At 42.7% G+C, this 23508-nt stretch carries 27 protein-coding genes; 13 read left to right on the top strand and 14 right to left on the bottom strand.

What is annotated here, in order from left to right; all coding sequences use genetic code 11:
* The first annotated feature begins 416 nt into the window (after nucleotides 1-416).
* The 9 genes from AB3329_RS10485 to AB3329_RS10445 all read left to right on the top strand — a co-directional run bounded on the left by AB3329_RS10485 (nucleotide 417) and on the right by AB3329_RS10445 (nucleotide 5074).
* On the top strand, nucleotides 417-809 hold the full coding sequence (locus AB3329_RS10485; RefSeq protein WP_368396053.1) for a DUF1310 family protein: 393 nt from the start codon (nucleotides 417-419) through the stop codon (nucleotides 807-809).
* Nucleotides 810-938: 129 nt separating this feature from the next.
* Nucleotides 939-1328 (top strand): DUF1310 family protein, encoded by a 390-nt coding sequence (locus AB3329_RS10480; RefSeq protein WP_368396052.1) that lies wholly within the window; start codon nucleotides 939-941, stop codon nucleotides 1326-1328.
* Entirely contained in the window at nucleotides 1321-1530 is a 210-nt protein-coding gene (locus AB3329_RS10475) for a hypothetical protein (protein WP_368396051.1), read from the top strand. The genes AB3329_RS10480 and AB3329_RS10475 overlap by 8 nt, the downstream gene beginning before the upstream one ends.
* A 61-nt stretch (nucleotides 1531-1591) precedes the next feature.
* A complete protein-coding gene (locus AB3329_RS10470; protein ID WP_368396050.1) occupies nucleotides 1592-1975 on the top strand; it encodes a DUF1310 family protein in 384 nt (127 codons plus the stop codon).
* 139 nt (nucleotides 1976-2114) lie between these two features.
* Entirely contained in the window at nucleotides 2115-2495 is a 381-nt protein-coding gene (locus AB3329_RS10465) for a DUF1310 family protein (RefSeq protein ID WP_368396049.1), read from the top strand.
* 1 nt (nucleotide 2496) lies between these two features.
* Nucleotides 2497-3738, top strand: coding sequence for an Mbeg1-like protein (locus tag AB3329_RS10460; protein ID WP_368396048.1), 1242 nt, complete (start codon nucleotides 2497-2499; stop codon nucleotides 3736-3738).
* A complete protein-coding gene (locus tag AB3329_RS10455) occupies nucleotides 3717-4178 on the top strand; it encodes a hypothetical protein (protein ID WP_368396046.1) in 462 nt (153 codons plus the stop codon). The genes AB3329_RS10460 and AB3329_RS10455 overlap by 22 nt, the downstream gene beginning before the upstream one ends.
* Nucleotides 4175-4480 (top strand): hypothetical protein, encoded by a 306-nt coding sequence (locus AB3329_RS10450; RefSeq protein WP_368396045.1) that lies wholly within the window; start codon nucleotides 4175-4177, stop codon nucleotides 4478-4480. Before AB3329_RS10455 ends, AB3329_RS10450 begins: the two co-directional genes overlap by 4 nt.
* Nucleotides 4481-4732: 252 nt before the next feature.
* On the top strand, nucleotides 4733-5074 hold the full coding sequence (locus AB3329_RS10445) for a metal-sulfur cluster assembly factor (protein WP_368396043.1): 342 nt from the start codon (nucleotides 4733-4735) through the stop codon (nucleotides 5072-5074).
* Nucleotides 5075-5293: 219 nt separating this feature from the next.
* On the opposite strand, the gene AB3329_RS10440 is transcribed toward AB3329_RS10445, so the two are convergent.
* The 3 genes from AB3329_RS10440 to ilvD form a co-directional block, all read right to left on the bottom strand.
* The gene (locus AB3329_RS10440; protein WP_368396041.1) at nucleotides 5294-8464 is read right to left on the bottom strand and encodes an AAA family ATPase; all 3171 of its coding nucleotides are present in this window, start codon (nucleotides 8462-8464) and stop codon (nucleotides 5294-5296) included.
* Between the two features lie 3 nt (nucleotides 8465-8467).
* Nucleotides 8468-9661 carry a metallophosphoesterase family protein gene (locus AB3329_RS10435; protein WP_368396040.1) on the bottom strand — a complete coding sequence of 398 codons (1194 nt, stop codon included), beginning with the start codon at nucleotides 9659-9661 and terminating at the stop codon, nucleotides 8468-8470.
* 494 nt (nucleotides 9662-10155) lie between these two features.
* On the bottom strand, nucleotides 10156-11856 hold the full coding sequence (gene ilvD, locus AB3329_RS10430) for a dihydroxy-acid dehydratase (RefSeq protein ID WP_368396038.1): 1701 nt from the start codon (nucleotides 11854-11856) through the stop codon (nucleotides 10156-10158).
* A 173-nt stretch (nucleotides 11857-12029) separates the two neighbouring features.
* On the opposite strand from ilvD, the gene aao reads away from it, so the two are divergent.
* Nucleotides 12030-13217 (top strand): aminoacetone oxidase, encoded by a 1188-nt coding sequence (aao, locus tag AB3329_RS10425; protein ID WP_368396037.1) that lies wholly within the window; start codon nucleotides 12030-12032, stop codon nucleotides 13215-13217.
* A 90-nt stretch (nucleotides 13218-13307) separates the two neighbouring features.
* Here aao and AB3329_RS10420 read toward each other — a convergent pair whose 3' ends face one another.
* The 7 genes from AB3329_RS10420 to AB3329_RS10390 all read right to left on the bottom strand — a co-directional run bounded on the left by AB3329_RS10420 (nucleotide 13308) and on the right by AB3329_RS10390 (nucleotide 17800).
* Nucleotides 13308-13634, bottom strand: a complete 327-nt coding sequence (locus tag AB3329_RS10420; RefSeq protein ID WP_368396036.1) for an AzlD domain-containing protein — start codon at nucleotides 13632-13634, stop codon at nucleotides 13308-13310.
* Nucleotides 13624-14322: an AzlC family ABC transporter permease gene (locus AB3329_RS10415; protein WP_368396035.1), complete on the bottom strand. Its 699-nt coding sequence runs from the start codon at nucleotides 14320-14322 to the stop codon at nucleotides 13624-13626. Before AB3329_RS10415 ends, AB3329_RS10420 begins: the two co-directional genes overlap by 11 nt.
* A 226-nt stretch (nucleotides 14323-14548) precedes the next feature.
* Nucleotides 14549-15088 (bottom strand): 6-phospho-3-hexuloisomerase, encoded by a 540-nt coding sequence (hxlB, locus tag AB3329_RS10410; RefSeq protein ID WP_368396034.1) that lies wholly within the window; start codon nucleotides 15086-15088, stop codon nucleotides 14549-14551.
* A 3-nt stretch (nucleotides 15089-15091) separates the two neighbouring features.
* Complete coding sequence (locus AB3329_RS10405; protein ID WP_067064268.1) at nucleotides 15092-15562, bottom strand: PTS sugar transporter subunit IIA; 471 nt, start codon at nucleotides 15560-15562, stop codon at nucleotides 15092-15094.
* Nucleotides 15563-15574: 12 nt separating this feature from the next.
* Nucleotides 15575-15862, bottom strand: coding sequence for a PTS sugar transporter subunit IIB (locus tag AB3329_RS10400; RefSeq protein ID WP_368396033.1), 288 nt, complete (start codon nucleotides 15860-15862; stop codon nucleotides 15575-15577).
* A gap of 27 nt (nucleotides 15863-15889) precedes the next feature.
* Nucleotides 15890-17245 (bottom strand): PTS galactitol transporter subunit IIC, encoded by a 1356-nt coding sequence (locus AB3329_RS10395; RefSeq protein WP_368396032.1) that lies wholly within the window; start codon nucleotides 17243-17245, stop codon nucleotides 15890-15892.
* 36 nt (nucleotides 17246-17281) lie between these two features.
* Nucleotides 17282-17800: an RpiB/LacA/LacB family sugar-phosphate isomerase gene (locus tag AB3329_RS10390; protein ID WP_368396030.1), complete on the bottom strand. Its 519-nt coding sequence runs from the start codon at nucleotides 17798-17800 to the stop codon at nucleotides 17282-17284.
* 173 nt (nucleotides 17801-17973) lie between these two features.
* Here AB3329_RS10390 and AB3329_RS10385 point away from each other — a divergent pair, with 173 nt between their 5' ends.
* Nucleotides 17974-18726 carry a DeoR/GlpR family DNA-binding transcription regulator gene (locus AB3329_RS10385; protein ID WP_368396028.1) on the top strand — a complete coding sequence of 251 codons (753 nt, stop codon included), beginning with the start codon at nucleotides 17974-17976 and terminating at the stop codon, nucleotides 18724-18726.
* 68 nt (nucleotides 18727-18794) lie between these two features.
* Here the strand turns inward: AB3329_RS10385 and tsaD are convergent, their stop codons facing one another.
* The 3 genes from tsaD to tsaB are packed head-to-tail and all read right to left on the bottom strand — an operon-like array spanning nucleotide 18795 to nucleotide 20916.
* Nucleotides 18795-19805, bottom strand: coding sequence for a tRNA (adenosine(37)-N6)-threonylcarbamoyltransferase complex transferase subunit TsaD (tsaD, locus tag AB3329_RS10380; protein WP_368396026.1), 1011 nt, complete (start codon nucleotides 19803-19805; stop codon nucleotides 18795-18797).
* Nucleotides 19795-20220, bottom strand: coding sequence for a ribosomal protein S18-alanine N-acetyltransferase (gene rimI / locus AB3329_RS10375; RefSeq protein WP_438272866.1), 426 nt, complete (start codon nucleotides 20218-20220; stop codon nucleotides 19795-19797). Before rimI ends, tsaD begins: the two co-directional genes overlap by 11 nt.
* On the bottom strand, nucleotides 20221-20916 hold the full coding sequence (gene tsaB / locus AB3329_RS10370) for a tRNA (adenosine(37)-N6)-threonylcarbamoyltransferase complex dimerization subunit type 1 TsaB (RefSeq protein ID WP_368396024.1): 696 nt from the start codon (nucleotides 20914-20916) through the stop codon (nucleotides 20221-20223). It abuts the gene before it with no gap.
* 365 nt (nucleotides 20917-21281) lie between these two features.
* Between tsaB and AB3329_RS10365 the strand changes: the two genes are divergently transcribed.
* A complete protein-coding gene (locus tag AB3329_RS10365) occupies nucleotides 21282-21512 on the top strand; it encodes a DNA-dependent RNA polymerase subunit epsilon (RefSeq protein WP_368396022.1) in 231 nt (76 codons plus the stop codon).
* A 136-nt stretch (nucleotides 21513-21648) separates the two neighbouring features.
* Entirely contained in the window at nucleotides 21649-23331 is a 1683-nt protein-coding gene (rnjA, locus tag AB3329_RS10360; RefSeq protein WP_368396020.1) for a ribonuclease J1, read from the top strand.
* A 93-nt stretch (nucleotides 23332-23424) separates the two neighbouring features.
* Here rnjA and AB3329_RS10355 read toward each other — a convergent pair whose 3' ends face one another.
* Entirely contained in the window at nucleotides 23425-23505 is an 81-nt protein-coding gene (locus AB3329_RS10355; RefSeq protein ID WP_368395019.1) for an IS3 family transposase, read from the bottom strand.
* Between the last annotated feature and the right edge of the window lie 3 nt (nucleotides 23506-23508).

Genomic DNA, 23508 nt, shown 5'->3' with positions numbered 1-23508 from the left:
CATGACACAGACATCAAGTTTGGTAGAGCTAACGTCTAAACCGACAAAACATTTCATTTGGAAGGTCTCCTTTCAATTGGATTTGGAAGTTTTCTTGACTACTGTAAGGTTCCCCAGAAACACCTTGCACCAACAGCCTCGCATAAGAGAATTCTAGTCACTGGCTCAGCTGCCGCCTGTACCCTACTAGGTACAGAAGTGAGCTTAGTGGAAACAGCTAGTGTGTTGGAAGTAGGGACAAGGCTTGGGTAACAGACTTTAAAATGAAGTCTAAGCAACAAGGAGAGAAAGAAACAACCATGAGTCCATTCCATGACTCTATTGTTCTGGAAAACCTTGCAATAGTCAAGCTATAAAATTGTTAACACTTGGGATTGAAAATCCCCATAAACTTATTTTACGAGAGGAGAGGAATTATGCGTAAACTGTTATTAATTCTTGCTGGTATTGCTGCTGCAGTCGGCATTGCAATAGGAGGCTGGGAAGTGAAAGAGCAAATAGAACACAAACAAATGGTAGAGATTGTGAAAAGCGAGGAAGTAGAAAAGATTATTGAAGATGATTTAAAAGAAATGTCTGCAGATGCCTTAACAGATAAAGGCGTGATTAAGTCCTATCAAATTGATGATGACTCCATTCAGCATAATCCTATGGGAGGGATAAATTTTATGATTTATGTGAATAACGATAAAAATATGTATGTTTTTTATACGATAAATAAGGATTTAGAAACAGGAAGATTAGTTAATGACGGAGGAGGAAATTCGGCTAAATTTGAGAGATTGATAACGGAGGATAAAAGTGAGTAAAGTCTATAGTGATCATGAGAGACAAAAAATTTCAAAAGAAGAGTATACAAATTATTCTGTAAATGATTCCGTCAAAATTACCAATGATGAGGGTAAAAAAGAATAGCTGTACAATAGAGGTGAATAGTTATGCGCAAACTGTTATTAATTCTTGCCGGCATTACTGCTGCAGTCGGCATTGCAATTGGAGGCTGGAAAGTGAAAGAGCAAATAGAACACAAGCAAATGGTAGATATTGTCAAAAGTGAGGAAGTAAAAGACTTACTAAAAAATAGATTAAAGACCTATGATAAAAATTCACTCACTGAACAGGGGATTATCAAAAGTTATAAAATAGATGAAGCTTCAATTAAGAGTAATCCAATGGGTGGAATCGATTTTAAAGTTTTTTTAAATAACGATAGAGCTTACTATGTTCGCTACAGGGTCGAAAAAAATCAAGATGGAAACTATAGTCTTGGCGGAGGAAGTAAATCAACCAATTTTGAAAAATTACTACAGGAGAGAATCTATGAATGATACGAAGGAGTTGAATGATTATGATAGATATAAACTTGCGGCTGAAGAGTATACAGACTATAAAAAAGAAGAAAAGTTAACATTCACAAATTTTGAGGGTAAAGAACAAGCTGTCGGCACGGTCCGCAATGCGATGGAAAATAAGATGGGTCTGAAGGCTGATGTTGCTCGAAAGAGCAAAACTAAAATTGACAGTTTTTAAAACGTAAAAGAATATGCTATACTATTAAAAAAGAATAGCTGCATAATAGAGGAGAGTAATTATGCGCAAATTATTATTAATTCTTGCCGGCATCACTGCTGCAGTCGGCATTGCAATAGGAGGCTGGAAAGTGAAAGAGCAAATAGAACACAAGCAAATGGTAGAGATTGTGAAAAGCGAGGATGTCAAAAAGATTATTGAAGATGATTTAAAAGAAATGTCTGCAGAGGCCTTAACAGATAAAGGCGTGATTAAGTCCTATCAAATTGATGATGATTCCATTCAGCATAATCCGATGGGAGGGATTGAATTTGAAGTCTATTTAAATTCAGATAAAAGTTTAGTAGTATATTATGGCTTGGAAAAAGATATGAATGGGAAAATAGGGTACTCAGGCGGTGGATATTCTAAAGAAGTAAAAGATTTAGTGGGAATAGAGGAGTAAATATGGAACAGACATACTCAGATCGTGACAGAGTAGCTATTGCCAAGCGAGAATATGCAAATTACAAAGTAGGGGCTGACGTTCGAATTACCAATGATGAGGGTAAAAAAGAATAGCTGTACAATAGAGGTGAATAGTTATGCGTAAACTGTTATTAATTCTTGCCGGCATTACTGCTGCAGTCGGCATTGCAATAGGAGGCTGGAAAGTGAAAGAGCAAATAGAACACAAACAAATGGTAGATATTGTCAAAAGTGACGAAGCTAAAAAAATATATGAAGAACGATTAAAACAAATTGATGCTGATGCTTTTACAGAAAAAGGTGTCATCCAGTCTTATAAAATAGAATATGATTCTGTTACTTCTAATCCAATGGGAGGAATTATTGTCAATTTATATGTAAATGGTGATAGGGAATTTGATGTTAGTGTGTTTATCCATAAAAACAGTGAAACTGGAGAATTAGAAAATGGAGGTGGAAGCAATCCTCCGTTGGAAAAGCTGAAAAAAGGAGAGTAAGATGCCTGAGGAGTACACAGATAAAGAGCGAAAATTGATAGCAGAAAAGGAGTATGATGAAAGTTTAACATCGGGGAAAGATATTTATATAGATGGACACACTGAAGCCATCGGCACGGTCCGCGAGGTGGTGGAAAATGAGACGGGGTTGAAGGCTTATGTTATTGAAAATGCGGACGGAAGCGGTCTTTCAGTTTTGTATCAGGGGTCTGTAGCGCCTCCTAAAGCGGGGTCAAAAGTTGACTGGCTGGAAAATGACCTCCCCATGGCCAAAAATATCTTATCAGGCCGTAAAGAAGTCACACCTCAGCTGGAATCCGCTGCTGCTACACTCAATGAAATTTTAAAAAACTATCCGGATATGCCGGTCACTGTTTACGGTCATTCTCTCGGTTCTATGGACGCTCAGTATGCCTTAGCCAATGTTTCAGATATTGAAAGAATTGCTGGCGCCTATATTTATCAGGGGCCCAATATATACAGAACCCTGACTGAGGAACAGCAGGCTACTGTTGATGCGATGAAATACCGCATTCATAATTATGTCGATCAAAAGGACAGTATAGCCTTTGGCTATATTAAAAACGCACCTGGTTATAAGGCTGAACTGACGAGTCAGAATGCTGTCGGTATCATTTATCATGTGGACAGCAAAGCTCGTATAGATATTATTGAACAGCACATGTGGGGCGGTTATCAGTGGAATGCTGACGGCTCTTTAAAGATAGTGGCTGATACATCTGTTTTTGAGGCAAGATACAGCAAAGCTTTTGATAGAGCGGCGACAGGATTTTACCGCTATAATAAACTAAAAACCCAGCTTTCGGCTACGGGCGGCGGTCTGTCAAAACACGAGGAGATTTTCCTTGACAGCGAGCTGGCCGCTGCTCTATCTGCAGCTCTGTCAGAAGCCGCAAAACAGGGAGAAGAAGCAATTTCAAGTAAAGCCCAAGAGGCTGCCGAAGAGGCGGAGACACTCTATCAAAGTTTGAGTGATGTCCCTTTTGGCTTTATCCTCAGCCCGGATGAAGTCCTTCAGGCTTACAATGATGCCGGTCTGACCTATTCAAGTATCGTCACGGATGTTAAAGAGCATTTTGATACAAAAACAGATGCGGCAAAGGGGCTGTCAGATGATTTTGATGAGCTAAGCAGTCAGATTAAAACAGGAATTGAGCAAAAATTAGCAGAAGATCAACAATTAGCAGGAGAGTTTAACCAATGGATGCAAGAGATAAATTAATCGATACTATTCAGACTAAAATTAATAAACAGCAAGTCGTTCTGGAGGATATGGAGGATCAGCACCAAAGAGACAAAAAAGCGCAGGATAAGCAATATAATGATCTGGAAGAGCGTTTCCAGCTATTGAGACAGATGTTTGAACGTGTTTACGAAACGGCAAGCTATGATTTACGGCAGTCAGACCAAGAAAATGGGGAAGCTTTCAGTTCGCTGACTGACACCATCAATATTTATTTACAGACTAACGAAAACCGTTTTATGAACAAGCGCAGTCAGCTTGATGAAAAGACAGAAAAACAAGAAACACTCTACAATAAACAGCACCGTCAAGCAGAAGATAAGCTTGATGAGCTGTATACTAGGAGACTTTCTGCTTCTCATGCAACAGAGGAAGAACTGGAGAAAAAGATAAAAGAGGAGGCGGCCAGCGAACAATGAGTGTTTGGGAGGATATAACAAATGCTTTTGAGGCAGGCGTTGAGGAATCAGCCGAAAGTTTAAGAACAGTTGAAAAAAACTTAGAAAAGACCTTAATCAAAACGGTTTATGCTGCCATAAAAAATGGAGAAAAAGAGAAAATTATTCAAAAATATGATAAAGAAATAAGTGATTTGGCTGCTGAAACAAAGACTGCTATGACCACTATTATCGCCAATATGGACGATGCCATTAAAGGAGAGTGGTCTAAGGCTATCAAAAAAGCAGTGAAAACTAAAAGCAAAGCTTATGATGAGCTATAAAAAAAGATTTTAACTCCTTTGCAAAAGGCAGTTCCAAAGCCAGAAGAAAAAAATGGTATTTGTGCAATATAAACAACTGTATGTATCAGAAAGTTTTATTTGAAATACCATTCTTTTTTTCTAATCCAATCAAGCATTTTCTGACTAGCTGAAATTTTTCATTTCCTTAGTTTTTAAAGCTTTGCCAGCATTGAAAAAACGGCTTTTTTATGTCATAATAGAGCTGAAATCCAAGATAAAGGTGATGCGATTATGCGTGATGATATTAAAATTAATGACCGTGCCGCAGCTATCGGCCATAAACTGATTGAAAAACTTGAAACGGTTTATGATCCGGAAATCGAACTGGACATTTATAATCTTGGTCTTATTTATGCCATTGATTTAGATGAAGACGGCCACTGCCGGTTTTTGATGACCTTCACTGATACCAACTGCGGCTGCGAAGACACAATGCCGGCTGAGATTGTGGAAAAGCTTTGCCAGATTGACGAGATTACCAGCGTTTCTGTGGAAATCACCTGGTCGCCTGTCTGGAAGATTACCCGAATCAGCCGCTATGGCCGGATTGCTCTGGGAATAAGCCCCAGATAAGCTGATTTTCTTCTTAAGTAAAGAGAACCAACAGACCTCTATGACTGCTTTTATCATCATAGAGGTCTTTTTTGCTATGCAAGAAAGTGGAGCAACAAAGTCGTACGCACCTATCTAAGGCAGGACTTTTCTCCCAGCCGCTGATTCAGCAAAGAGTACAGCCAGCAAGAACTGGGCAAGCCTGACAGCCGTTCTTCTGCGCATTCTATAATGACTGTACTATGTCCGGTGTTTTATAGCCGAGCTGCCGTCAATCCTTTTTTCAATCAGCAGCTGCTGCTCAATTGTCTCTTTCATTTCCTTGACATGGCTGATGACACCTACCATGCGGTTTTCTCCGATGCTCTCCAGTACAGCGACAGCCTTATCCAGTGTTTCCTCATCCAGCGAGCCAAAACCTTCATCAATAAAGAGCGTCTCAATCAGAGCGCCATTGCTGGCATTTTGGACAACCTCAGACATGGACAGAGCAATAGCCAGAGAAGCAATGAAAGTCTCGCCCCCAGACAGTGAACTTGCCGGCAATTCTTTATTGTTGGTTTTATCATAGATATTGATATTGAGGCCGGACTGGGCCTTGCCGGCTGTCCTGTCTGAAATCAAGAATTCAAACTGCTGGCTGCTCAGCAGGCCGATATAGTGGTTATTGGCATAGTCGAGAATACGTTCCAGATGTGCCTGAATCACATAAGTTTCCAAGCGGACATGGCTTTCGCCCTGTCCCTGAACCAGCTTATTCAGATAGGCTAACTCCTGAGCGGCCTGTCTGTTTTTTTCGGCTTCCTTTTGCTTATCAGCGATTGCCTGAACGGTCTCTGCAATCATTTGCAGCTGTCTGCTTAAATGCCCCTGTTTCTCCACTAAATTCAGATGGTTTTGCTCTGCTTCCTCTTTCTTTTTTTCCAAACTGTCCAGCTCAGGATAGGCTTTATCCTTGACTTCTTCCTGCATCTCAGTAATTGCCTGAGACAAGGAGCGCTTTTGTTCTTCAAAACGGCTGATTTGATTGGCCATCACCGAAATACGATTGTGACCGAGCTCGGCAATCCAGTCTGCCAGCTGCTGCCTATCGTGTGTTAGGGCTGTGTCCGGCAACAAGGCCTCATCGAGTTCCCTCTCTGCATCTGTTCCTTCCTTTTGCTGAGCTGTCAGTGTTTCTGATTCGCTCTTTAACTGTCCTTTGAGCTTGGACAGGGCAGTCTCTGATTGGTGCAGGGCAGTCTCTGCCTTTGTTAATGATTCCTTAAAGGTCTGATAGGCTTCTTTGATAGTGTCCTCTAATTTTTGATAATAAGCTGCACTTTCTAAATCAGGATAGCTTTCTTGAAGTTCAAGAATTTTTCCTTCAGCCTGCTCCAGTCTGTCGGTTTCAACAGACAGACTTTTAAGGGAGGTCTGCTGCTCTGTCTGATTGTTATCGAGCGCTGCCTGCAGTTTCTCAATAGTCTGTTCCTGCAGCTTTTGACGGTTTTCAAGTTCTTCATGACTGGCTCTCAGGTCAGCTAAAATGGCCTGACCGACAGCTTTTGAATAGTTTTCTTTAAGATCCCCGACAGCTGTTTGGCTAACCGTATTTTGTAAATCCTGATAAGCTGCTGCGACTGCCTCCGCAATTTTTTTCAGTTCCTTAAGGACATCTTTTTTTCTGCTGTCATCAGCTGCCAAAAGGTTGTTTAACTCCTGAACCTTTTGCTCTGTAGCTTTTATTTGCTGCTCAAGGTTTTCAATGTCTTTAAACAATAACTTTAGATTCTCTTCATCAGTTTCAGCTATCTGGGTGTTAGGGTGCTCTAAAGAGCCGCAGACCGGACAGGCTTCTCCTTGGGTCAATTCGGCTTGGAGCTTACCGATCATAAGCTTGAGCTGGTCTTTCTTTTTACCGCGGCTCTCTTGCTGCAGGCGGGACAGTTCTGCTTCTGCCGCGGCTAAGTCCCTGCGCGTTCGGGACAGCTTCTCTTCCAAACTATCTTTTTCTTTTAAAAACTTTGTCTGATCCTCAATGGATTTGTCCAATCGGTATTTGATAAGTTCTTCAGCCTGCCTGATAACTCCGGAAAGATTGGCTATTCTCTCAGTCAGAGCGTTTTGCTGGCGGTTGGCTGCTTCGAGCTCCTGTTTGTTTTTTTTCTCCTCTTGTTTAAGGCGGTCTCCTTTTTCCTTTAATGTATCGATATTTTTAGCGGAACTCTTCGCTTTCTGCTGATAATCCTGCAGCTGTTTTGCGGCCTCCAGCCGCCGGCCAATTTCAGGGAGCGCCTGATGTTCTTTTTCTTGATGGGGTTCTTCCTGTTTTAGGCTGCTGACTGCTGTCCGGCAGGAATCGTAATCGGCAGCTGCTGTGCTCATTTCCTCCTTCAGCTTCGCAATGGACTGCTCCAGCTCAGCAGTCCGTCTGTTGGCTGCTATCATTTTACTGTGCGTGTCCTTAAGATGATTTGCAAACTCTAAGCGCTCAAGGAGCTGTCGATTTGTTTGCTGCTGCTCTTCCTGCGCTTGGATATCACGCGCATACTGCGCTTCTTTTTCCTTCAAATCAGCAAATAATTCAGCTGTCTTCTGTCCCTCAGTCCAGTCTTTAAAAGCCTTATTTTTAAGTTCTTCTGCCTCTTTTACCTGCAAAGTTAAACTGCTTTGCTCTGCCTGATGGTTTTTCAGAAAGTCCTCGCCCAGCTGCCTACGCTTTTGCCCGTCTGTTTCAGCAAAAGCCTCTATCTCAGTTTGAGTCCAGACCGATTCATTTTGGAACTGCTTTTCTAATTCTAGATTCAGAGCCTGCTGCTCAGCAGTCAGGCTTTTATTTCGCTCAGCCAGCTTTTCTTCAAAATCCCTAAAAATCTGAGTTCCGAAAATCTGACGCAGAATCTCTCTCTTGGCTTCCACCCCGGATTTAAGAAACTGGCTAAACTGATACTGAGGCAGCAGAATAATCTGTTTAAACTGCTCTGCGCTCAGCTGCAGCAAATCTTCGACAGCCTTTGTGGTCTTGAGATTCTGACTGGCCAGATGAACAAGTTCGCGGCCGTCTGTCTGCTCCAAAAGGACTAAACTGGCTTCTTTTGTACCGATGCCTTTCCCTCTGTCAATCCCTTTTTTAGGCATCAGCTCCAGTGTCCTTTGCACACGGTAGAGCTTATCCTGATGTTCAAACTGAAAAATAACTTTTGTCCTGACATCTTTTAAAGCCGCAAAGGTTGACCGCAGCTCACCGATTTCGCGGTCGCCGCTGGTAACATTATAAAGCGCATAGAGCATGGCATCAAAAATACTGGATTTCCCGGAGCCTGTTCTGCCGCTGATTAAAAATAAAGAACCTTCTTCAAATCTGGTAAAATCAATCGTTTCATGGCGGTAGGGACCGAAATTTATCATTTCTAATTTAACTGGTTTCATATGCTAGTTCTCTTTCAGTTGGCTTAAGATATCAGCGACAATCGTTCTCTGATAGTCCGACAGGTTGTCGCCCTTTGTCATTTCTGCATAAAAGGTTCCGATAATTTCTTCTTCACTGGCTGATAGTCTTTCCTGCCGCTTTTTAGCTTGGAGAGTTCTGCCGGTTTCAGCTTGACTATGAATCGTAATATCCATAATCTCCGGGCCGTAAATCTCCTCTAATTTAGCACGGATATTAAGACCTTCTAATTCTTTCCGGTTTTTAGTCAAAATATCAAAAGCAAAACGAGCCTTTTTCCGAGGATACGTTTCATAAAAATCTCTGTCAATTAAGCGGTCAAAGCCTTCTTCTAAAACAAAAAATTCTTTGTAAACAGGCAGTTCCACAAATTTTTTACGAACTTCTCCCGGTTTGATATCGACAATATAAACACCCTTTCTATCCTTTCGCCGCGCTTCATCTTTATTAAATATAAGCGGACTGCCGCTGTAGACAACCCTCTCAGAAGGGCTGGCATGATGGGTATGAATATGCCCCAAGGCCACATAGTCAAAATCAGCAAACAAATCACTCCTCAAGCTAGTCAGACCGCCCACAGTACGAAGCGTTTCAGACAGCATTTGGGAGCGCAGGTCAGTGTCGTCCTTTCCTTTAGAGACAGCAAAATGACTGACTAAGAGATGGGCTTTATGAGGGTCGAACTTGGCTTTCATGTCTTTTAAAATACGTCCGATAACCTGCTGGATATCTTTGAGAGAATCCGGGTCTTCCTCTTTATAATAAATTCTGGCATCAATAGGATCGATAAAAGGCAGCAAAAACAGCTGAGTATCAGGTGTTTCAATAGGTTCAAAAGCATCTTTTAAATCCGTCACCAAAAAAAACTGCTGCCGTTTAAAAAATTCCTGACCAAAAGACAGCCGCCGGCTGCTGTCATGATTGCCGCTGATAGCATAAACAGGAATCCCGGCCTCAAAGAGAAAGGCATTGATGATGCTATTAAAAACCTGAACGGCATCTACAGAAGGAAGCCCCCTGTCATACAGATCTCCGGCGATAATGACACCGTCAACTCCTTCCTGCTTAGCCAGTTTGACCATTTCCTGCAAGACAGCCGTTTGATCCTCTAATAAACTCATGCCATTATTATTCAACTGACGCCCAATATGCCAGTCCCCTGTATGCAACAATTTCACAACAAAAACCTCCAACAAGATACAAAGCCCGTTAAGAACGCAAAAGGAAAATGACGGTAAGTCCGAAATCTTTGATTTCGCAGACGCACCTCTGCCAGAACGACTAGAAGGGTGCGGCAGGCTGCTAAGACTGCAAAACCTTCAGACGTTTACGGCTGACGGTAAGTCCGAAATCTTTGATTTCGCAGACGCACCTCTGCCAGAACGACTAGAAGGGTGCGGCAGGCTGCTAAGACTGCAAAACCTTCAGACGTTTACGGCTAGCGGTAACTAGGCAACGATACTGATTTCCTGTCCCCTCACTTTCCCTTTTCTAGGTTCGGGCTGAAATCATCCACTGGATGATTTCACTGCACAGCTCTTAGGCCGTGTTCAGTTCCAACAAGATACAAAGCCCGTTAAAAACGCAAAAGAAAAGAGACAGGACAGCCGGCTGCCTGTTTGAGCATCAAGCATAAAGGCTGTCCCAGTCTCTTTATTTATAGATGTGATGACTATTCTTTCTTCCAAAAGTCTGTCACAGCACCTCTGGCTGCAGATGATACTGTATGGGCATATTTTCCCAGAACTCCGCGCGAATAAAGCGGCGGAATGACAGTCTCACCTTTACGTCGTTCAATTTCTTCATCTGAAACGGCCATGTTGATTTCTTTTGTATCTTGATCCACTGTGACGATATCCCCTGTGCGAAGATAGGCAATCGGACCGCCGTCTTGGGCTTCAGGTGCAATATGGCCGACAACCAAGCCGTATGTCCCGCCTGAAAAGCGACCATCAGTGATAAGGGCCACTTTATCCCCCTGGCCTTTACCGACAATCATGGAAGACAGAGACAGCATTTCCGGCATACCCGGGCCTCCTTTAGGCCCGACATAGCGAACCACGACTACGTCACCGTCAACAATATCGTCATTCAATACGGCTTCAATAGCAGCCTCTTCTGAATCAAAGACCTTAGCAGGGCCGACATGGCGGCGAACTTTAACACCTGAGACCTTGGCAACCGCTCCGTCAGGGGCCAGATTGCCCTTAAGGATAATAAGCGGTCCGTCGGCGCGTTTGGGGTTTTCAAGCGGCATAATCACCTTTTGCCCCGGAGTTAAATCCGCAAATTCTGCCAGATTCTCAGCAACAGTCTTGCCGGTGCAGGTCATGCGATCGCCATGCAGAAAACCATTAGCCAGGAGGTATTTCATAACCGCAGGGACTCCTCCGACCTCATAAAGATCTTGAAAGACATATTGTCCGGAAGGTTTCAAGTCTGCCAGATGCGGCACACGCTCTTGAAAATCATTGAAATCCTCAAGCGTCAAATCAACATTGGCAGCATGAGCGATAGCCAGCAGATGAAGAGTCGCATTGGTCGACCCGCCTAAAATCATCGTCACTGTAATGGCATCTTCAAAGGCCTCACGGGTTAAAATATCCGATGGCTTAAGTCCCATCTTCAGCATATTGACAACGGCACGGCCGGCGTCTTCAATATCAGCTTTTTTCTCAGGTGATTCTGCCGGATGTGATGAAGATCCCGGCAGACTCAGGCCCAAAACCTCAATAGCTGTTGCCATGGTATTGGCTGTATACATACCGCCGCAGCCGCCGGGACCCGGACAGGCATTGCATTCAATCGCCCGAACTTCTTCTGCGGTCATATCACCATGGTTCCACTTCCCAATCCCTTCAAAAACAGAAACCAAGTCGATATCTTTACCATCAAGATTCCCCGGTGCGATCGTTCCGCCGTAAGCAAAAATCGCTGGAATATCCATATTAGCCATAGCAATGACTGAACCCGGCATATTCTTATCACAGCCGCCGATAGCAACAAATGCATCAACATTGTGTCCGCCCATGGCGGCCTCAATAGAGTCAGCAATAATATCACGCGAAGTCAGGGAGAAACGCATGCCTTGCGTGCCCATGGCAATTCCGTCAGCAACCGTAATCGTTCCGTACTGAACCGGCCAGGCTCCGGCGTCTTTGACACCTTCTTTAACCACCTTGCCGAAATCATGGAGGTGGATATTACAGGGTGTGTTTTCTGCCCAAGTAGAGATGACCCCGACAATCGGCTGTTCAAAATTTTCATCTTTCATGCCGGTCGCGCGCAGCATAGCGCGGTTGGGAGACTTCACCATACTGTCATAAACACTGCTGCGGTGTCTCAGGTCTTTCAATGTTTCCTTATCTGTCATTTGCTGTTTTCCTCCTGAATAGGGGTTATTACCGTACTCTTTAGTTCCTGTTTTTATTTTACCACTTTCCTTATTTAAAGTCAGTATCAAATAATCTATTATTCTAAATTTTTTGACAATTCTGCCACCTGCCTCTGCTGTTAAAGAAAGACCATTTATGCTAGAATAAAGGCATGACACATTACGATATTATTATCATCGGAGGCGGGCCTGCCGGTATGATGGCAGCCATATCAGCCTGTCACTACAATCAAAAGGTCCTTCTCATTGAAAAAAATAAGCGCTTAGGGAAAAAACTGGCAGGAACAGGCGGCGGCCGCTGCAATGTCACAAACAGCGGCTCGCTTGACGATATACTGGCTAATATTCCAGGCAACGGACGCTTTCTGTACAGTGTTTTTTCGCAGTTTGACAATCATGACATTATCCAGTTTTTTGAGGAAAACGGCCTGGCTCTAAAAGTAGAAGACCACGGCCGGGTCTTCCCAAAAACCGATAAAGCGCAGACCATCATCAAGGCTCTTGAAGGAAAAATCAAGGAAGAGGGGGCCTCAATTCTGACTGGCACAGAAGTTGTCTCTGTGAAGAAATATGATCATCAGTTTCACATCAAAACGGCAGACCAAGAAATGACCGCCAGCAAACTGATTGTTACAACGGGCGGAAAATCTTACCCTTCTACCGGTTCAACAGGCTTTGGCTATGAAATTGCCAGACACTTTAAACTTAGTCTGACAGCTCTTGAAGCCGCCGAAAGTCCCTTGCAAACTGACTTTCCGCATAAATTGCTGCAGGGCATTTCGCTGACGGACATCACACTGACTTATCAAAAGCACAGCATCACTCACGATTTACTGTTTACGCATTTCGGACTGTCCGGGCCTGCCGCCTTGCGTATGTCCAGCTTTATCAAAGGCGGCGAAACCATCTATTTAGATTTCCTGCCTCAAAAAGAGACTTCAGAACTTTTAGAGCTCTTAAATACTTACAGCCATAAAACAGTCAAGAACGCTCTCAAAACGCTGCTGCCTGAGCGTGTGGCTGATTTCTTGGCACAGCCCTTCCCTGATAAAGTAAAACAGCTTAATAGTAAGCAGATTCAGGAACTCATGCAGCAGATCAAGCATTTCCCTATTAAGGTTACAGGCAAAATGTCTTTAGCTAAATCTTTTGTCACCAAAGGAGGTCTTGCCTTAAAGGAAATCGTTCCCAGAACACTTGAAAGCAAAAAGATAGCAGGGCTCTACTTCGCCGGCGAGGTTTTGGATATCAACGCCCATACCGGCGGTTTTAATATCACTTGTGCCCTCTGCACCGGCTGGGTAGCCGGAAAACAGGCTGCTGTACGAGATGAAATTTAAGCGGCGAAAATCTTAAACAGTCCAGTTTTTAACCGCAGGCTTGCTTCTGCACAGCGAAATTCCGTCACCCTGCCTTTAAATCGTTTTGGATTAAAAGAGCAGACGCAGACAGGCCGTGCAGACAACCCCTACTAAAACCGACAGTAAGATATTCTTATAACGCAGGGCTGTCCAGAAAGTCGGCAGCACTGCCGCAGCCTCTATCCATCTTACCGTAGGAAGGGCACCGGTTTTTTCACTTAAAAGGCTGGACAGGGTCAGGGCAAAAATAATGGAGACTGGCAAATAATTTAAAAAACGGGTGACAAGCTCAGGAAGTTCTTTATACTTAGTCAGTATAAAAGGAGCAATCCTGGGCAGCCAGGTTACCAGTCCGCTTAAGATAATGACTAGCAAGACGTAAGAATTAATGCTCATCTAAAAACACCCCCACAGCACAGCCCGCTAATGTCGACAGCAAAACAGCCAATGATTCCGAAATAAGGACAGCCAAAACAAGATAAGTCAGCGTTACCGCCAATAAAACAGTCAGTATTTTCTTAAGCGGCTCACTCATGAGTATGACTTCCAGCTGGGCAGCAAAAATAGCAACAAACATAGCAATTAAAGCAAAGTCCAGGCCAAAAATCTCAGGGTTAGGAATATAGCGGCCAATGACAGCACTGAAAAACACAGCGAAAATCCAAGTCAGATAACCTGTCAGATTATTTCCATGCATCCAAGCAGCGGTGATATGCTTATTATGAGCATATTCGCCCAGCAGAACCCCATAGCTCTCATCAGTGACAAGGCTTCCGATAGTTATATTTTGCAGCAGCGGCCGGCCTTTAAAAATGGTCGCTGCATGAAGACACATCAAAAAGTGCCTGAGATTGACCAAAAAAACCGTGAGCACAATCGAAAATACCGGAGCCTGAGCCAGCAGCATAGCACACATCACAAATTGAGCACTGCCGCCGTAGACAATTACACTCATCAGCCCCATTTCAAGAGGCGAAAGACCCGAGCTGGCCCCCACTACACCGCAGGCTATTCCGATACTGACATAGCCTAAAGCAGTCGGAAAAGAGGCCTTTACTCCGTCACGAAATCCCTTTTCCTGCATTTTTTCTCTCCCGAATTGTTAATGTATCTATTGTAAAACACTCTTGCCAAAGGCGCAAGAGTGTTTTCTAAGGAGTTTAAGCTATAGCATAGCATAAAAATGAGCAGCAATTTAAACAAAGCCTTTAAAAAGAGAGCAGACTATACTAAATCGGCATATTACACACAGTCTGGCAGTTAATTGATTTTTTCGCATTTCAAAAACCTGACGCAGTACATTTAATTTATTACTCTAAGTCTGCATGCCTTTTTGCCATCGTTTCACTGGATTCATTCAAAGCTGCCATTAATAGTAAAATAAGTGTATCATATAAAACCAAACTGCACTGTTCAAAAGCTGATCCCATAGGCTGTGCACTTTTGCTTTCATCATCTTTATTCTGTGCTGGTATTTCCAATACTAGATTCGAAAATTCTCCAATAGTTGTTGACCGGCTAGCTGTGATAAGTGCAGAATCCAGTGATAAGCTGTGAGCTTTTTTTACTAATGAAATTAAACTCGTTGTTTTACCAGAACCAGAAGCAATAATTAGCAAATCATTTATCTGTGTGTGGGGAGAATTGGTATCTCCCACTACACTCGCTGACAAACCAAGATGCATGAGCCTATTAGCAAAAGCACGGAGCATTAAGCCTGATCTCCCTGCCCCTGCTAAAAATATGTGATGTGCATTTACAATTTTACTAACTAAAATATCCAGTTTGTCCCTGTTAATCTGACTGAGGGCCTTTTCAATATCAGATAAAACGATTTGAAACTCTTCCATAACTTATTCCACCCTTAATTCATCAGAATCTAACCTTTCCTTAATTTCTCTAGCTATGTTTTTATGACTGTCCGCTAGACTTTTTTTCATAAATGACTCATCTTGAAAAAGGGCAATAACTTTTTTTAAAACTTTAATATGCTGTTCCCCTGATGATAAAGCTAGGTTGAAAACTAGCGCAACTTTTACTTTTTGCTTTTTATCTTCCATCAGTCCAAAAGTAACGGGATTTGATAAACGGACGACACTTATACTGTCCTCATTCACAAAGCTAGAGTCACCATGCGGCATTGCCACACCTTGACCATCTGCTAAAGACAAACCTGTTGGAAAATCCATTTCGCGATCAATACAGGCTTGAATATATTCACTTTTAATATTGTTTAGCTTAAGCAAGGGTTCTCCTGCAAATCGAATAGCCGACTGATAATCTATTACAGTTTCATCTGCATCATTTACTACGACATAAACCATAACAAACTCCTGCTAAACTATTTCAGCTTTGACTGCATCAAGAATTTCATCTTCATCAATCCCTGTCAGCAACCCAGCTCCAACAATAACTGGAACAGTCAAGTCATCATTTTCAAGTTTTGTGGATGAAACAACTAAATCATAGCTATTGAACTTTTCAGTTGAGCAGTCCATAAGAGAAGCTTTATCAACTTGGACATCAGCAATTTTTTCTTCTTTCAAAAAATCCTGTAAAACGGATACCATAATCGAGGAAGACGCAATACCGTTTCCGCAAACTACAAGAATTGTTTTAGCCATAATTCTCACCTCTATTTCTATTTTTAATTAAACATTTTTGATTTGGGCCCGTTCTCTTTTCTTAAGCAGATAACCAGCTGCAATAAGAAGGGCGCCAACTAAAATATAGCCGATAACCCCAATATGGGATACTGCTGCAAAAAGTCCTGTAAATGGATTTGCAGATGGATTCAAGGAAGAATACATTACTCCTTCTTTAGCACCTGCACCAAATTTTTGGAAGACTTCATTAGTTGCCGGTGTCATCCAAGAGGATATATATAAACCGCCTCCAAATAAAATCACTGAAGTTAACCAAGTACGAATAATATTACCCTTAAATACAGGAACCATACACGCAATGAAAAAAACAAACTGTGATAAATCTCCAAGCGGCATAACTTTATTCCCCGGGAGAAGAACTGCCAGAATAACCATTACGGGAATAAGAAGAAGAGCAGGTGCAATGACTGATGGGTTCCCTACAATAAGTGCAGTATCCATACCAACAGTAATTTCGCGGTCTGGAAATTTTTTAACCAATTTCTTGCGGGCAGCATTAGAAAGCGGTACTAGGCCTTCCATCATAATTGAGGTCATTTTGGGCAAAAGGAGCATAACAGCTGCTAGATACATACCAAGCTGCAAGCTTGAAATAATTGTCGTATATGGACTGCTCCAGTCATAGCCAAATAAGCCCAAAAGCACACCAAGGATAAATCCTATAATTGTAGGATCGCCTAAAACACCAAAACGCTTTTGAATAGATTCCGCCGTAACATTCCAGTGACGTAAACCGGGGATACGGTCATAAATCCAATTAAACGGATAAGCAAATAAAAGATAGGTATTTGCAACAGGGTGGGATATCGAAACCCCTTTAGGCAATCCAAAAAAATCATTATTACGTTTGGCACCTAAATCTGCTGCAATCAGAGCCCAGACATGGAAAAGTCCTGCTGTTAAAACACCGTATAAGAAATTACCGGAATAAACTGCAACAATAGCACCCATAGATGCATTTTGATGAAGATTGAAAACATCAACATTAGCGCAGTCCGTCAGTCTCAGTACCAAAAGTCCTATATTTATGCCAACACAGAGGGGAATAATGATGGCTCCCATATTAGAACCAAATCCCATGACAGCTGTAGCCGCACCACCTACATCAATGGCGCTGAGAGAAGAGCCGGTTTTCTCAGCTAAGCCTGTAATCGCTGGCTCCATTTTATCCAGCATAAAATTAATCACAAGAGATAAAGCAATAAAACCGATTCCAACCTTCATTGCTGATTGAATAGCTTCAGAAATTGGCCTGCGTAATATCAGCATGAAAAGCAGGAAAATTAACGGAATAAAAATAAAATTTCCTAAATCGTTGACAAAATTTGTAATCACTTCCATTTTTATTTTAGCCAGTCAGTTCTGGCCCCTCCTTTATTATTCAGGCCGGAATCCCATATTCCATGCAACATAACTAGGTTTTTTTAATAAACGATTGTCATCATTCTCTGCTTCTAATAAATTCTTTTTTGAATTTTCTCGAGCTGTTTCAAAATCAAATGGCTCATCGTACCATGCATCTACGATTTGTTTGATATATTCAAAACCATTGACACGGCAGCCTAAACCTATGACCTGCACATTATTGCTAAGTCTTGCACGTTTTGCCGAGTAAGGATTAGTTACAGCAGCAGCTCTAATACCCCAATGCTTATTAATTTGGCAAGTAAAGCCAATTCCTGTTCCACAGATATAAATCCCTAATCTGCATTTATCACGTTGAATAACCTCTGCCATTTCATCTGCTAAGACTGCAAAAGTATTAACGCCTTCTTCCGGTTTTTTCACAGGATCATAAACTATCTCTGCGTTTTTTTCTTCAATAAGATAAGTTCTGAGTGCCTCTTTTGTCTCAAAACCTAAATCATCACAAGCAATTGCAATTTTCGTCTTCATTTTTACACCTCCTAGAAACCGTTTTCTTTTTATAATTCTATTCTATCATTGGTTTTTGTTGGTGTCAATAGTTTTTTGTTTGTTTTTATTGTTTTTTATTGGCTTTTTAAAAAATGCTTGTTTTTCCTTTTTTTTGCTATATAATTATTTTTAGAATAAGAGGAGGTGGATATATGTTATTGGAAAAACGGCGTCAGCTTATACTTGATGAACTAAAAAGCAATGGCATTATTTATGTCAGCAAGCTGTCTAAACAGTTTAGTGTTAGCTACGAGACAATTCGTAAAGACTTATCTTACCTGGAAAAAAAAGGATTGCTGATTAAGAGTCATGGCGGAGCTATCTTAAAACAAAATGCTATCGAGCTGTCCTACAATACTAGAGAAAAAGAAAATGCTTCTGATAAAAAAAGAATTGCGCAAAAAGCTTTGGAGCTTATCCCAGATAACTCTTCTATCATCATTGGAACAGGGAGCACAACTGTTGAACTCGCATATTTATTAGCTCAAAAATCTGGTTATAAAATTTTTACAGATTCCTTACCTGTCACTAATGCTCTTGTTAACTCAGATAATCAGCTTTTCTTTTTTGGAGGGGAATTTCGTCCAAAAAGCTCATCTGTTTTTGGTGGATGGACAATATCACAAATAAAACAAGTTTTTGTTGATATGTGTTTTTTAGGGTCAGATGGTTTTCTAAACATTGACGGTCCCTCAAGCCCATCCTCTTCAGACGTTTTTATTGATCAGGAAATTTTAAAGCAGTCTGATAAAGCCTATATTTTAGCTGATTCTAGTAAATTTGAACGAAAGAGTCTTTATAAAATATGCAACTGGTCAAACATCACTGCCCTAATTACAAACTCAGATGCTAATCAGTCAAAACGCCTGGATATTGAAAAACAAACTAAGGTTATTATGACATAAAAAACACCCTCGAAAGTTAGTTTTACATCTAACATTCGAGGGTGTCTATTTAATTATAAAATGATATATCAAGGCAACCTAGCAAACGATAAACTCGGGCGGGCGTTCAAATCGAGGCCTGCCCTATGCCCTTTTTCATATTCGACAGCAGCCGCCAGAGCAATCATACCGGCATTGTCTCCGCACAGCCGCAAAGGCGGAATCAGGACATCAACATCTTTTATTTCAGCAGCCAGACGTTCCCGCAGGCCCTGGTTGGCCGCAACACCGCCGGCTACAACCAAAGTTTTAACAGGGTAAGCCTGCAGTGCTTTTTGGGTTTTAGCCAGAAGAACATCTAACACTGCCTCCTGAAAAGAAGCACAGAGGTCTTCTTTGCTCAGGCTGTCGCCTTTTTGCTCAGCCTTATGGCAAAGATTGATAAAGGCTGATTTAAGGCCGGAAAAGGAAAAATCCAGACTGTCATCGTTAATCATAGCCCGCGGAAATTCATAGCGATCCTTGCCCTGATGAGCCAGCCGGTCAATTTCCCGGCCAGCCGGGTAAGAAAGCGCCATGACCCGGCCTACCTTGTCGTAAGCTTCACCAACAGCATCATCGCGTGTTTCCCCGACAATATAGTATTCCCCCGGTTCTGTCACATAAACCAGCTCTGTATGGCCGCCCGAGACCAAGAGAGCCAGCAGGGGATAAGTCAATTCTCCCTGTTCACGCGCAGCCATCAGATGTCCGGCCATATGATTGACCGGAATCAGCGGCAGCTTATTGGCCCAGGCAAAAGCTTTAGCAGCAGCCAAACCCACCAAAAGAGCGCCGACAAGGCCGGGGCCGTATGTCACAGCAACAGCAGTCAAATCGGAGGCCTGAAGTCCAGCTTCTACCAGAGCATCCTGCAGACAGTCTGTTATCACTTCAACATGATGCCGGCTGGCAACTTCCGGTACAACGCCGCCAAAGCGCTTGTGACTTTCAACTTGGCTGGCAATCACATTAGACAGAAGCTCCTCTTCATTTTTTAAAACAGCAACACTGGTCTCATCGCAAGATGTCTCTATTGCCAGAATATATCTATCTTTCATAACTTCCCTCTCTTTTCATGACAATGGCAGGCTCCAGCGGCTCCTGATAGTAATTTTGACGCTTACCAACTATTTCAAAGCCAAATTTCCGGTACAGAGCCTGAGCCGCTCGGTTGGACTCCCTGACTTCAAGAAAAATCGGAAAATCAAGTTTATCGAGATGAGAGAGAAGCTGGGAACCCAGCCCCTGTCCCTGATACTGACGCATAACAGCAATGTTGGTAATTTCCAGCTCACCAACTAAATGCTGGACGGATAAAAAACCGGCAATCTTTTCCTGAACCTGAACAAAAAAATAATCCACATGGTCCTGTTCCATATCCTTGACAATTTGCTGCTCAGACCAAGGTGAGGTACCGTATACATCCTCCAAAACAGCAAGAACAGCTCCTGCTTTTTCTTTCATCATCTTCATTTAAATTCGTTTAATGTAGTCTTCCTTGCGGCCTGCTGACTGCTGGTGGTCTCTCAGCCAATTCTCTTCAGCCTCCACACGTTTCAAATACTGCGGAACAAAAGCAGCTGTATCAACAGGCTCTATATGGCCTGCCAGCTTCCCAATTTCATAGGCTGACGGACGGGTGGGCATGATTTCTGCCTGGGGCAAAGCCGCTGCAATCTGGTCCTGAAAAGCAGCTGACTCACCGACAAACAAAAGAGATTTCACCGATGACAGGCGGTCTAATATTTCTGTCAAGGGTGCATAACAGTCCGGCCAAACGGACTGCCCCTTTTCATAGCAGCCTGCATAAACATGATTGCGTCTGGCATCGATCAGCGGAACAACCAACCCTTGAAAATCAATCCCTGCTGCAAGGGCATAAAGACTGGAGACTCCGACTAGATCAATACCGAGAGTATAAGCCAAGGTCTTAGCTGTTGCAGCAGCTATGCGCAGCCCCGTATAAGAACCGGGACCGTGAGCCACAGCTATACGGTCCAGATGCTTGGCTTCCAAATCAGCTGATGCCAATAAAAAATCAATAGAGGGCATCAGGCTGATACTATGATTCTTTTTGACATTAATCGTTACATCGGCCAGCAGTTCCTGCTTATCCAGCAGAGCCGTTGACTGCGTCCGATTGGAAGTATCAAAAGCTAAAATCTTCATTATAATGGACCTCTCTACTAAATCACTACTCCTACTATTTTACACTAGTTTTGCTGAATTGTTGACTATTTGCTAAAAAAATCAAGAAAAAGAAACTCTGGCAGTATAAACCAGAGATTGATTCAGAAAGACAGCTCCTTAGTCTCTGTATCTGCCAATACTGCTGCTTAAAAACACAGCAGACTTTTTGTCTTAATACTTTTACTAAAAAGCAATAATATGTTATAATTTTACTAATTGCACAGAATCACGCCAAATCTATTACACAGCAACAACTGAATAGGTAAACAGTCAAAGGCCAAAACGGCCTGTTTTGACTGCTTTATTATGGTTTGGATTAATCCTATCAGAAAGGAAAGACAAAAATGATTTATAAAGTTTTCTATCAAGAAACAGCAGACCGCAGTCCGCGCCGCGAACAGACCAAGGCTATTTATATAGACATCGATGCTGATCAGGAGCTTGAAGGGCAGATTAAAGCCCGGAAGCTGGTTGAAGAGAAAACAAACTATAATATTGAATGGATTGAATTACTCTCAGAAAAGCATCTCGAATACGAAAAAGAAACAGGTGTCTTTTCTTTAACAGAACTCTAGAAAGGAGCTGACTGACGGACTGTTAACAGTTAGGCTGCTGCTTTTGCAGATCAGCTGCAGGAAATCATCTTACAGGAGAATACCTTCTCATTTTTCTTCCTGCATCCGTAACTGTTTTGTCCTTAATATTTCTATTATGTCACATATCAATTTAAAACCCAAAGAAGTCGGTGTTTATGCCATCGGCGGCCTTGGAGAAATCGGGAAAAATACCTATGGTATTGAGTATCAGGATGAAATCGTCATCGTTGATGCCGGCATAAAGTTCCCAGAAGATGATCTCCTAGGGATCGACTATGTTATCCCCGACTACTCTTATATTGTTGAAAACATAGACCGCATCAAAGCATTAGTTATCACACACGGCCACGAAGACCATATCGGCGGGATTCCCTTTCTGCTCAAACAGGCCAATATTCCTATCTATGCAGGCCCGCTGGCATTGGCTTTGATTCGCGGGAAGTTAGAAGAACACGGTCTGCTGCGCGATGCCAAAATGTACGAAATCAACCACAACACTGAATTAACTTTCAAAAACCTCAGTGTCACTTTTTTTCGGACGACACACTCTATTCCCGAGCCTTTAGGCATTGTTGTCCACACCCCTCAAGGGAAGGTGGTTTGCACAGGAGACTTCAAGTTTGACTTCACACCGGTGGGCGAACCTGCTGACCTCCACCGCATGGCAGCCCTTGGTGAAGACGGTGTCCTTTGCCTCCTGTCGGACTCCACCAATGCTGAAGTGCCTACCTTTACCAACTCTGAAAAAGTAGTCGGCCAGTCCATTATGAAAATCATTGAAGATATTCACGGCCGGATTATTTTTGCTTCTTTTGCTTCCAATATTTTTCGTCTCCAGCAGGCGGCTGAAGCAGCCGTGAAAGCCGGTCGGAAGATTGCTGTTTTTGGACGCTCTATGGAAAAGGCAATCGTTAACGGGGTAGACCTCGGTTATATAAAGGTTCCTAAAGGTACTTTTATCGAACCCAGCGAACTCAAGGATTACCATGCCAGTGAAATCATGATTATGTGTACCGGCAGTCAGGGAGAATCAATGGCTGCTCTGGCTCGCATAGCTAACGGCACCCACCGTCAAGTGACACTCCAGCCCGGAGATACCGTTATTTTCTCATCCAGTCCGATTCCGGGCAATACAACCAGTGTCAACCGGCTGATTAACACTATCCAAGAAGCCGGTGTCGAAGTTATCCACGGCAAGGTTAATAACATCCATACTTCAGGACACGGCGGACAGCAGGAACAAAAATTGATGCTGCGCCTCATGAAACCAAAATATTTTATGCCGGTTCACGGGGAATACCGCATGCAGAAGGTTCATGCCGGGCTGGCCGTTGACACAGGAATCCCTGAGGAAAATATTTTTATCATGGAAAACGGCGATGTTCTGGCTCTGACCGATCATTCCGCCAGACGGGCCGGTCATTTTAACGCTCAGGATATTTATGTTGACGGCAACGGTATAGGCGATATTGGCGCAGCAGTGCTGCGGGACCGCCATGATCTTGCTGAAGACGGCGTTGTCTTAGCTGTTGCCACCGTTGATTTCAAAAGCCAGATGATTTTGGCAGGACCAGATATACTCAGCCGCGGTTTTATCTATATGCGTGAGTCCGGCGAGCTTATCCGGGAGAGCCAGCGAGTGCTTTTCAACGCCATTCGCATCGCTTTAAAAAACAAGGAAGCCAGCATCCAGTCCGTTAATGGCGCTATCGTCAACGCCCTGCGCCCCTTCCTCTATGAAAAAACCGAACGCGAGCCGATTATTATCCCTATGGTGCTGACTCCAGACCGATCATAAAAAGCTATTTATCCTAAAAAAACCATAAAAGCCATACAGCAAAGCGATTGTGAACAGCTCCCTGTCAAGTGGACAGTCAAATAATAAAAATAGTTAAGCAACCTGATTCCTAAATTCCAAAGGAGTCAGGTTGTTTAGTTTGGCTTGATAGCGTTGAGTATTGTAAAAATGGATATA

Source organism: Streptococcus huangxiaojuni, assembly GCF_040930515.1.
Lineage (GTDB): Bacteria > Bacillota > Bacilli > Lactobacillales > Streptococcaceae > Streptococcus > Streptococcus huangxiaojuni.
The sequence above is the reverse complement of the archived record's forward strand: the minus strand, read 5'-3'. Positions and strand labels throughout refer to the sequence as shown.

Coding starts and splice junctions, on each gene's coding strand:
- AB3329_RS10420 (WP_368396036.1), bottom strand. CDS start 13,634: ATGAGCATTAATTCTTACGTCTTGCTAGTCATTATCTTAAGCGGACTG.
- AB3329_RS10480 (WP_368396052.1), top strand. CDS start 939: ATGCGCAAACTGTTATTAATTCTTGCCGGCATTACTGCTGCAGTCGGC.
- ilvD (WP_368396038.1), bottom strand. CDS start 11,856: ATGACAGATAAGGAAACATTGAAAGACCTGAGACACCGCAGCAGTGTT.
- rnjA (WP_368396020.1), top strand. CDS start 21,649: ATGTCACATATCAATTTAAAACCCAAAGAAGTCGGTGTTTATGCCATC.
- hxlB (WP_368396034.1), bottom strand. CDS start 15,088: ATGGAAGAGTTTCAAATCGTTTTATCTGATATTGAAAAGGCCCTCAGT.
- AB3329_RS10390 (WP_368396030.1), bottom strand. CDS start 17,800: ATGAAGACGAAAATTGCAATTGCTTGTGATGATTTAGGTTTTGAGACA.
- AB3329_RS10415 (WP_368396035.1), bottom strand. CDS start 14,322: ATGCAGGAAAAGGGATTTCGTGACGGAGTAAAGGCCTCTTTTCCGACT.
- AB3329_RS10395 (WP_368396032.1), bottom strand. CDS start 17,245: ATGGAAGTGATTACAAATTTTGTCAACGATTTAGGAAATTTTATTTTT.
- AB3329_RS10465 (WP_368396049.1), top strand. CDS start 2,115: ATGCGTAAACTGTTATTAATTCTTGCCGGCATTACTGCTGCAGTCGGC.
- tsaB (WP_368396024.1), bottom strand. CDS start 20,916: ATGAAGATTTTAGCTTTTGATACTTCCAATCGGACGCAGTCAACGGCT.
- AB3329_RS10445 (WP_368396043.1), top strand. CDS start 4,733: ATGCGTGATGATATTAAAATTAATGACCGTGCCGCAGCTATCGGCCAT.
- AB3329_RS10470 (WP_368396050.1), top strand. CDS start 1,592: ATGCGCAAATTATTATTAATTCTTGCCGGCATCACTGCTGCAGTCGGC.
- AB3329_RS10450 (WP_368396045.1), top strand. CDS start 4,175: ATGAGTGTTTGGGAGGATATAACAAATGCTTTTGAGGCAGGCGTTGAG.
- AB3329_RS10365 (WP_368396022.1), top strand. CDS start 21,282: ATGATTTATAAAGTTTTCTATCAAGAAACAGCAGACCGCAGTCCGCGC.
- AB3329_RS10440 (WP_368396041.1), bottom strand. CDS start 8,464: ATGAAACCAGTTAAATTAGAAATGATAAATTTCGGTCCCTACCGCCAT.
- AB3329_RS10460 (WP_368396048.1), top strand. CDS start 2,497: ATGCCTGAGGAGTACACAGATAAAGAGCGAAAATTGATAGCAGAAAAG.
- rimI (WP_438272866.1), bottom strand. CDS start 20,220: ATGAAGATGATGAAAGAAAAAGCAGGAGCTGTTCTTGCTGTTTTGGAG.
- AB3329_RS10385 (WP_368396028.1), top strand. CDS start 17,974: ATGTTATTGGAAAAACGGCGTCAGCTTATACTTGATGAACTAAAAAGC.
- AB3329_RS10485 (WP_368396053.1), top strand. CDS start 417: ATGCGTAAACTGTTATTAATTCTTGCTGGTATTGCTGCTGCAGTCGGC.
- tsaD (WP_368396026.1), bottom strand. CDS start 19,805: ATGAAAGATAGATATATTCTGGCAATAGAGACATCTTGCGATGAGACC.
- aao (WP_368396037.1), top strand. CDS start 12,030: ATGACACATTACGATATTATTATCATCGGAGGCGGGCCTGCCGGTATG.
- AB3329_RS10405 (WP_067064268.1), bottom strand. CDS start 15,562: ATGGTTTATGTCGTAGTAAATGATGCAGATGAAACTGTAATAGATTAT.
- AB3329_RS10400 (WP_368396033.1), bottom strand. CDS start 15,862: ATGGCTAAAACAATTCTTGTAGTTTGCGGAAACGGTATTGCGTCTTCC.
- AB3329_RS10475 (WP_368396051.1), top strand. CDS start 1,321: ATGAATGATACGAAGGAGTTGAATGATTATGATAGATATAAACTTGCG.
- AB3329_RS10455 (WP_368396046.1), top strand. CDS start 3,717: ATGGATGCAAGAGATAAATTAATCGATACTATTCAGACTAAAATTAAT.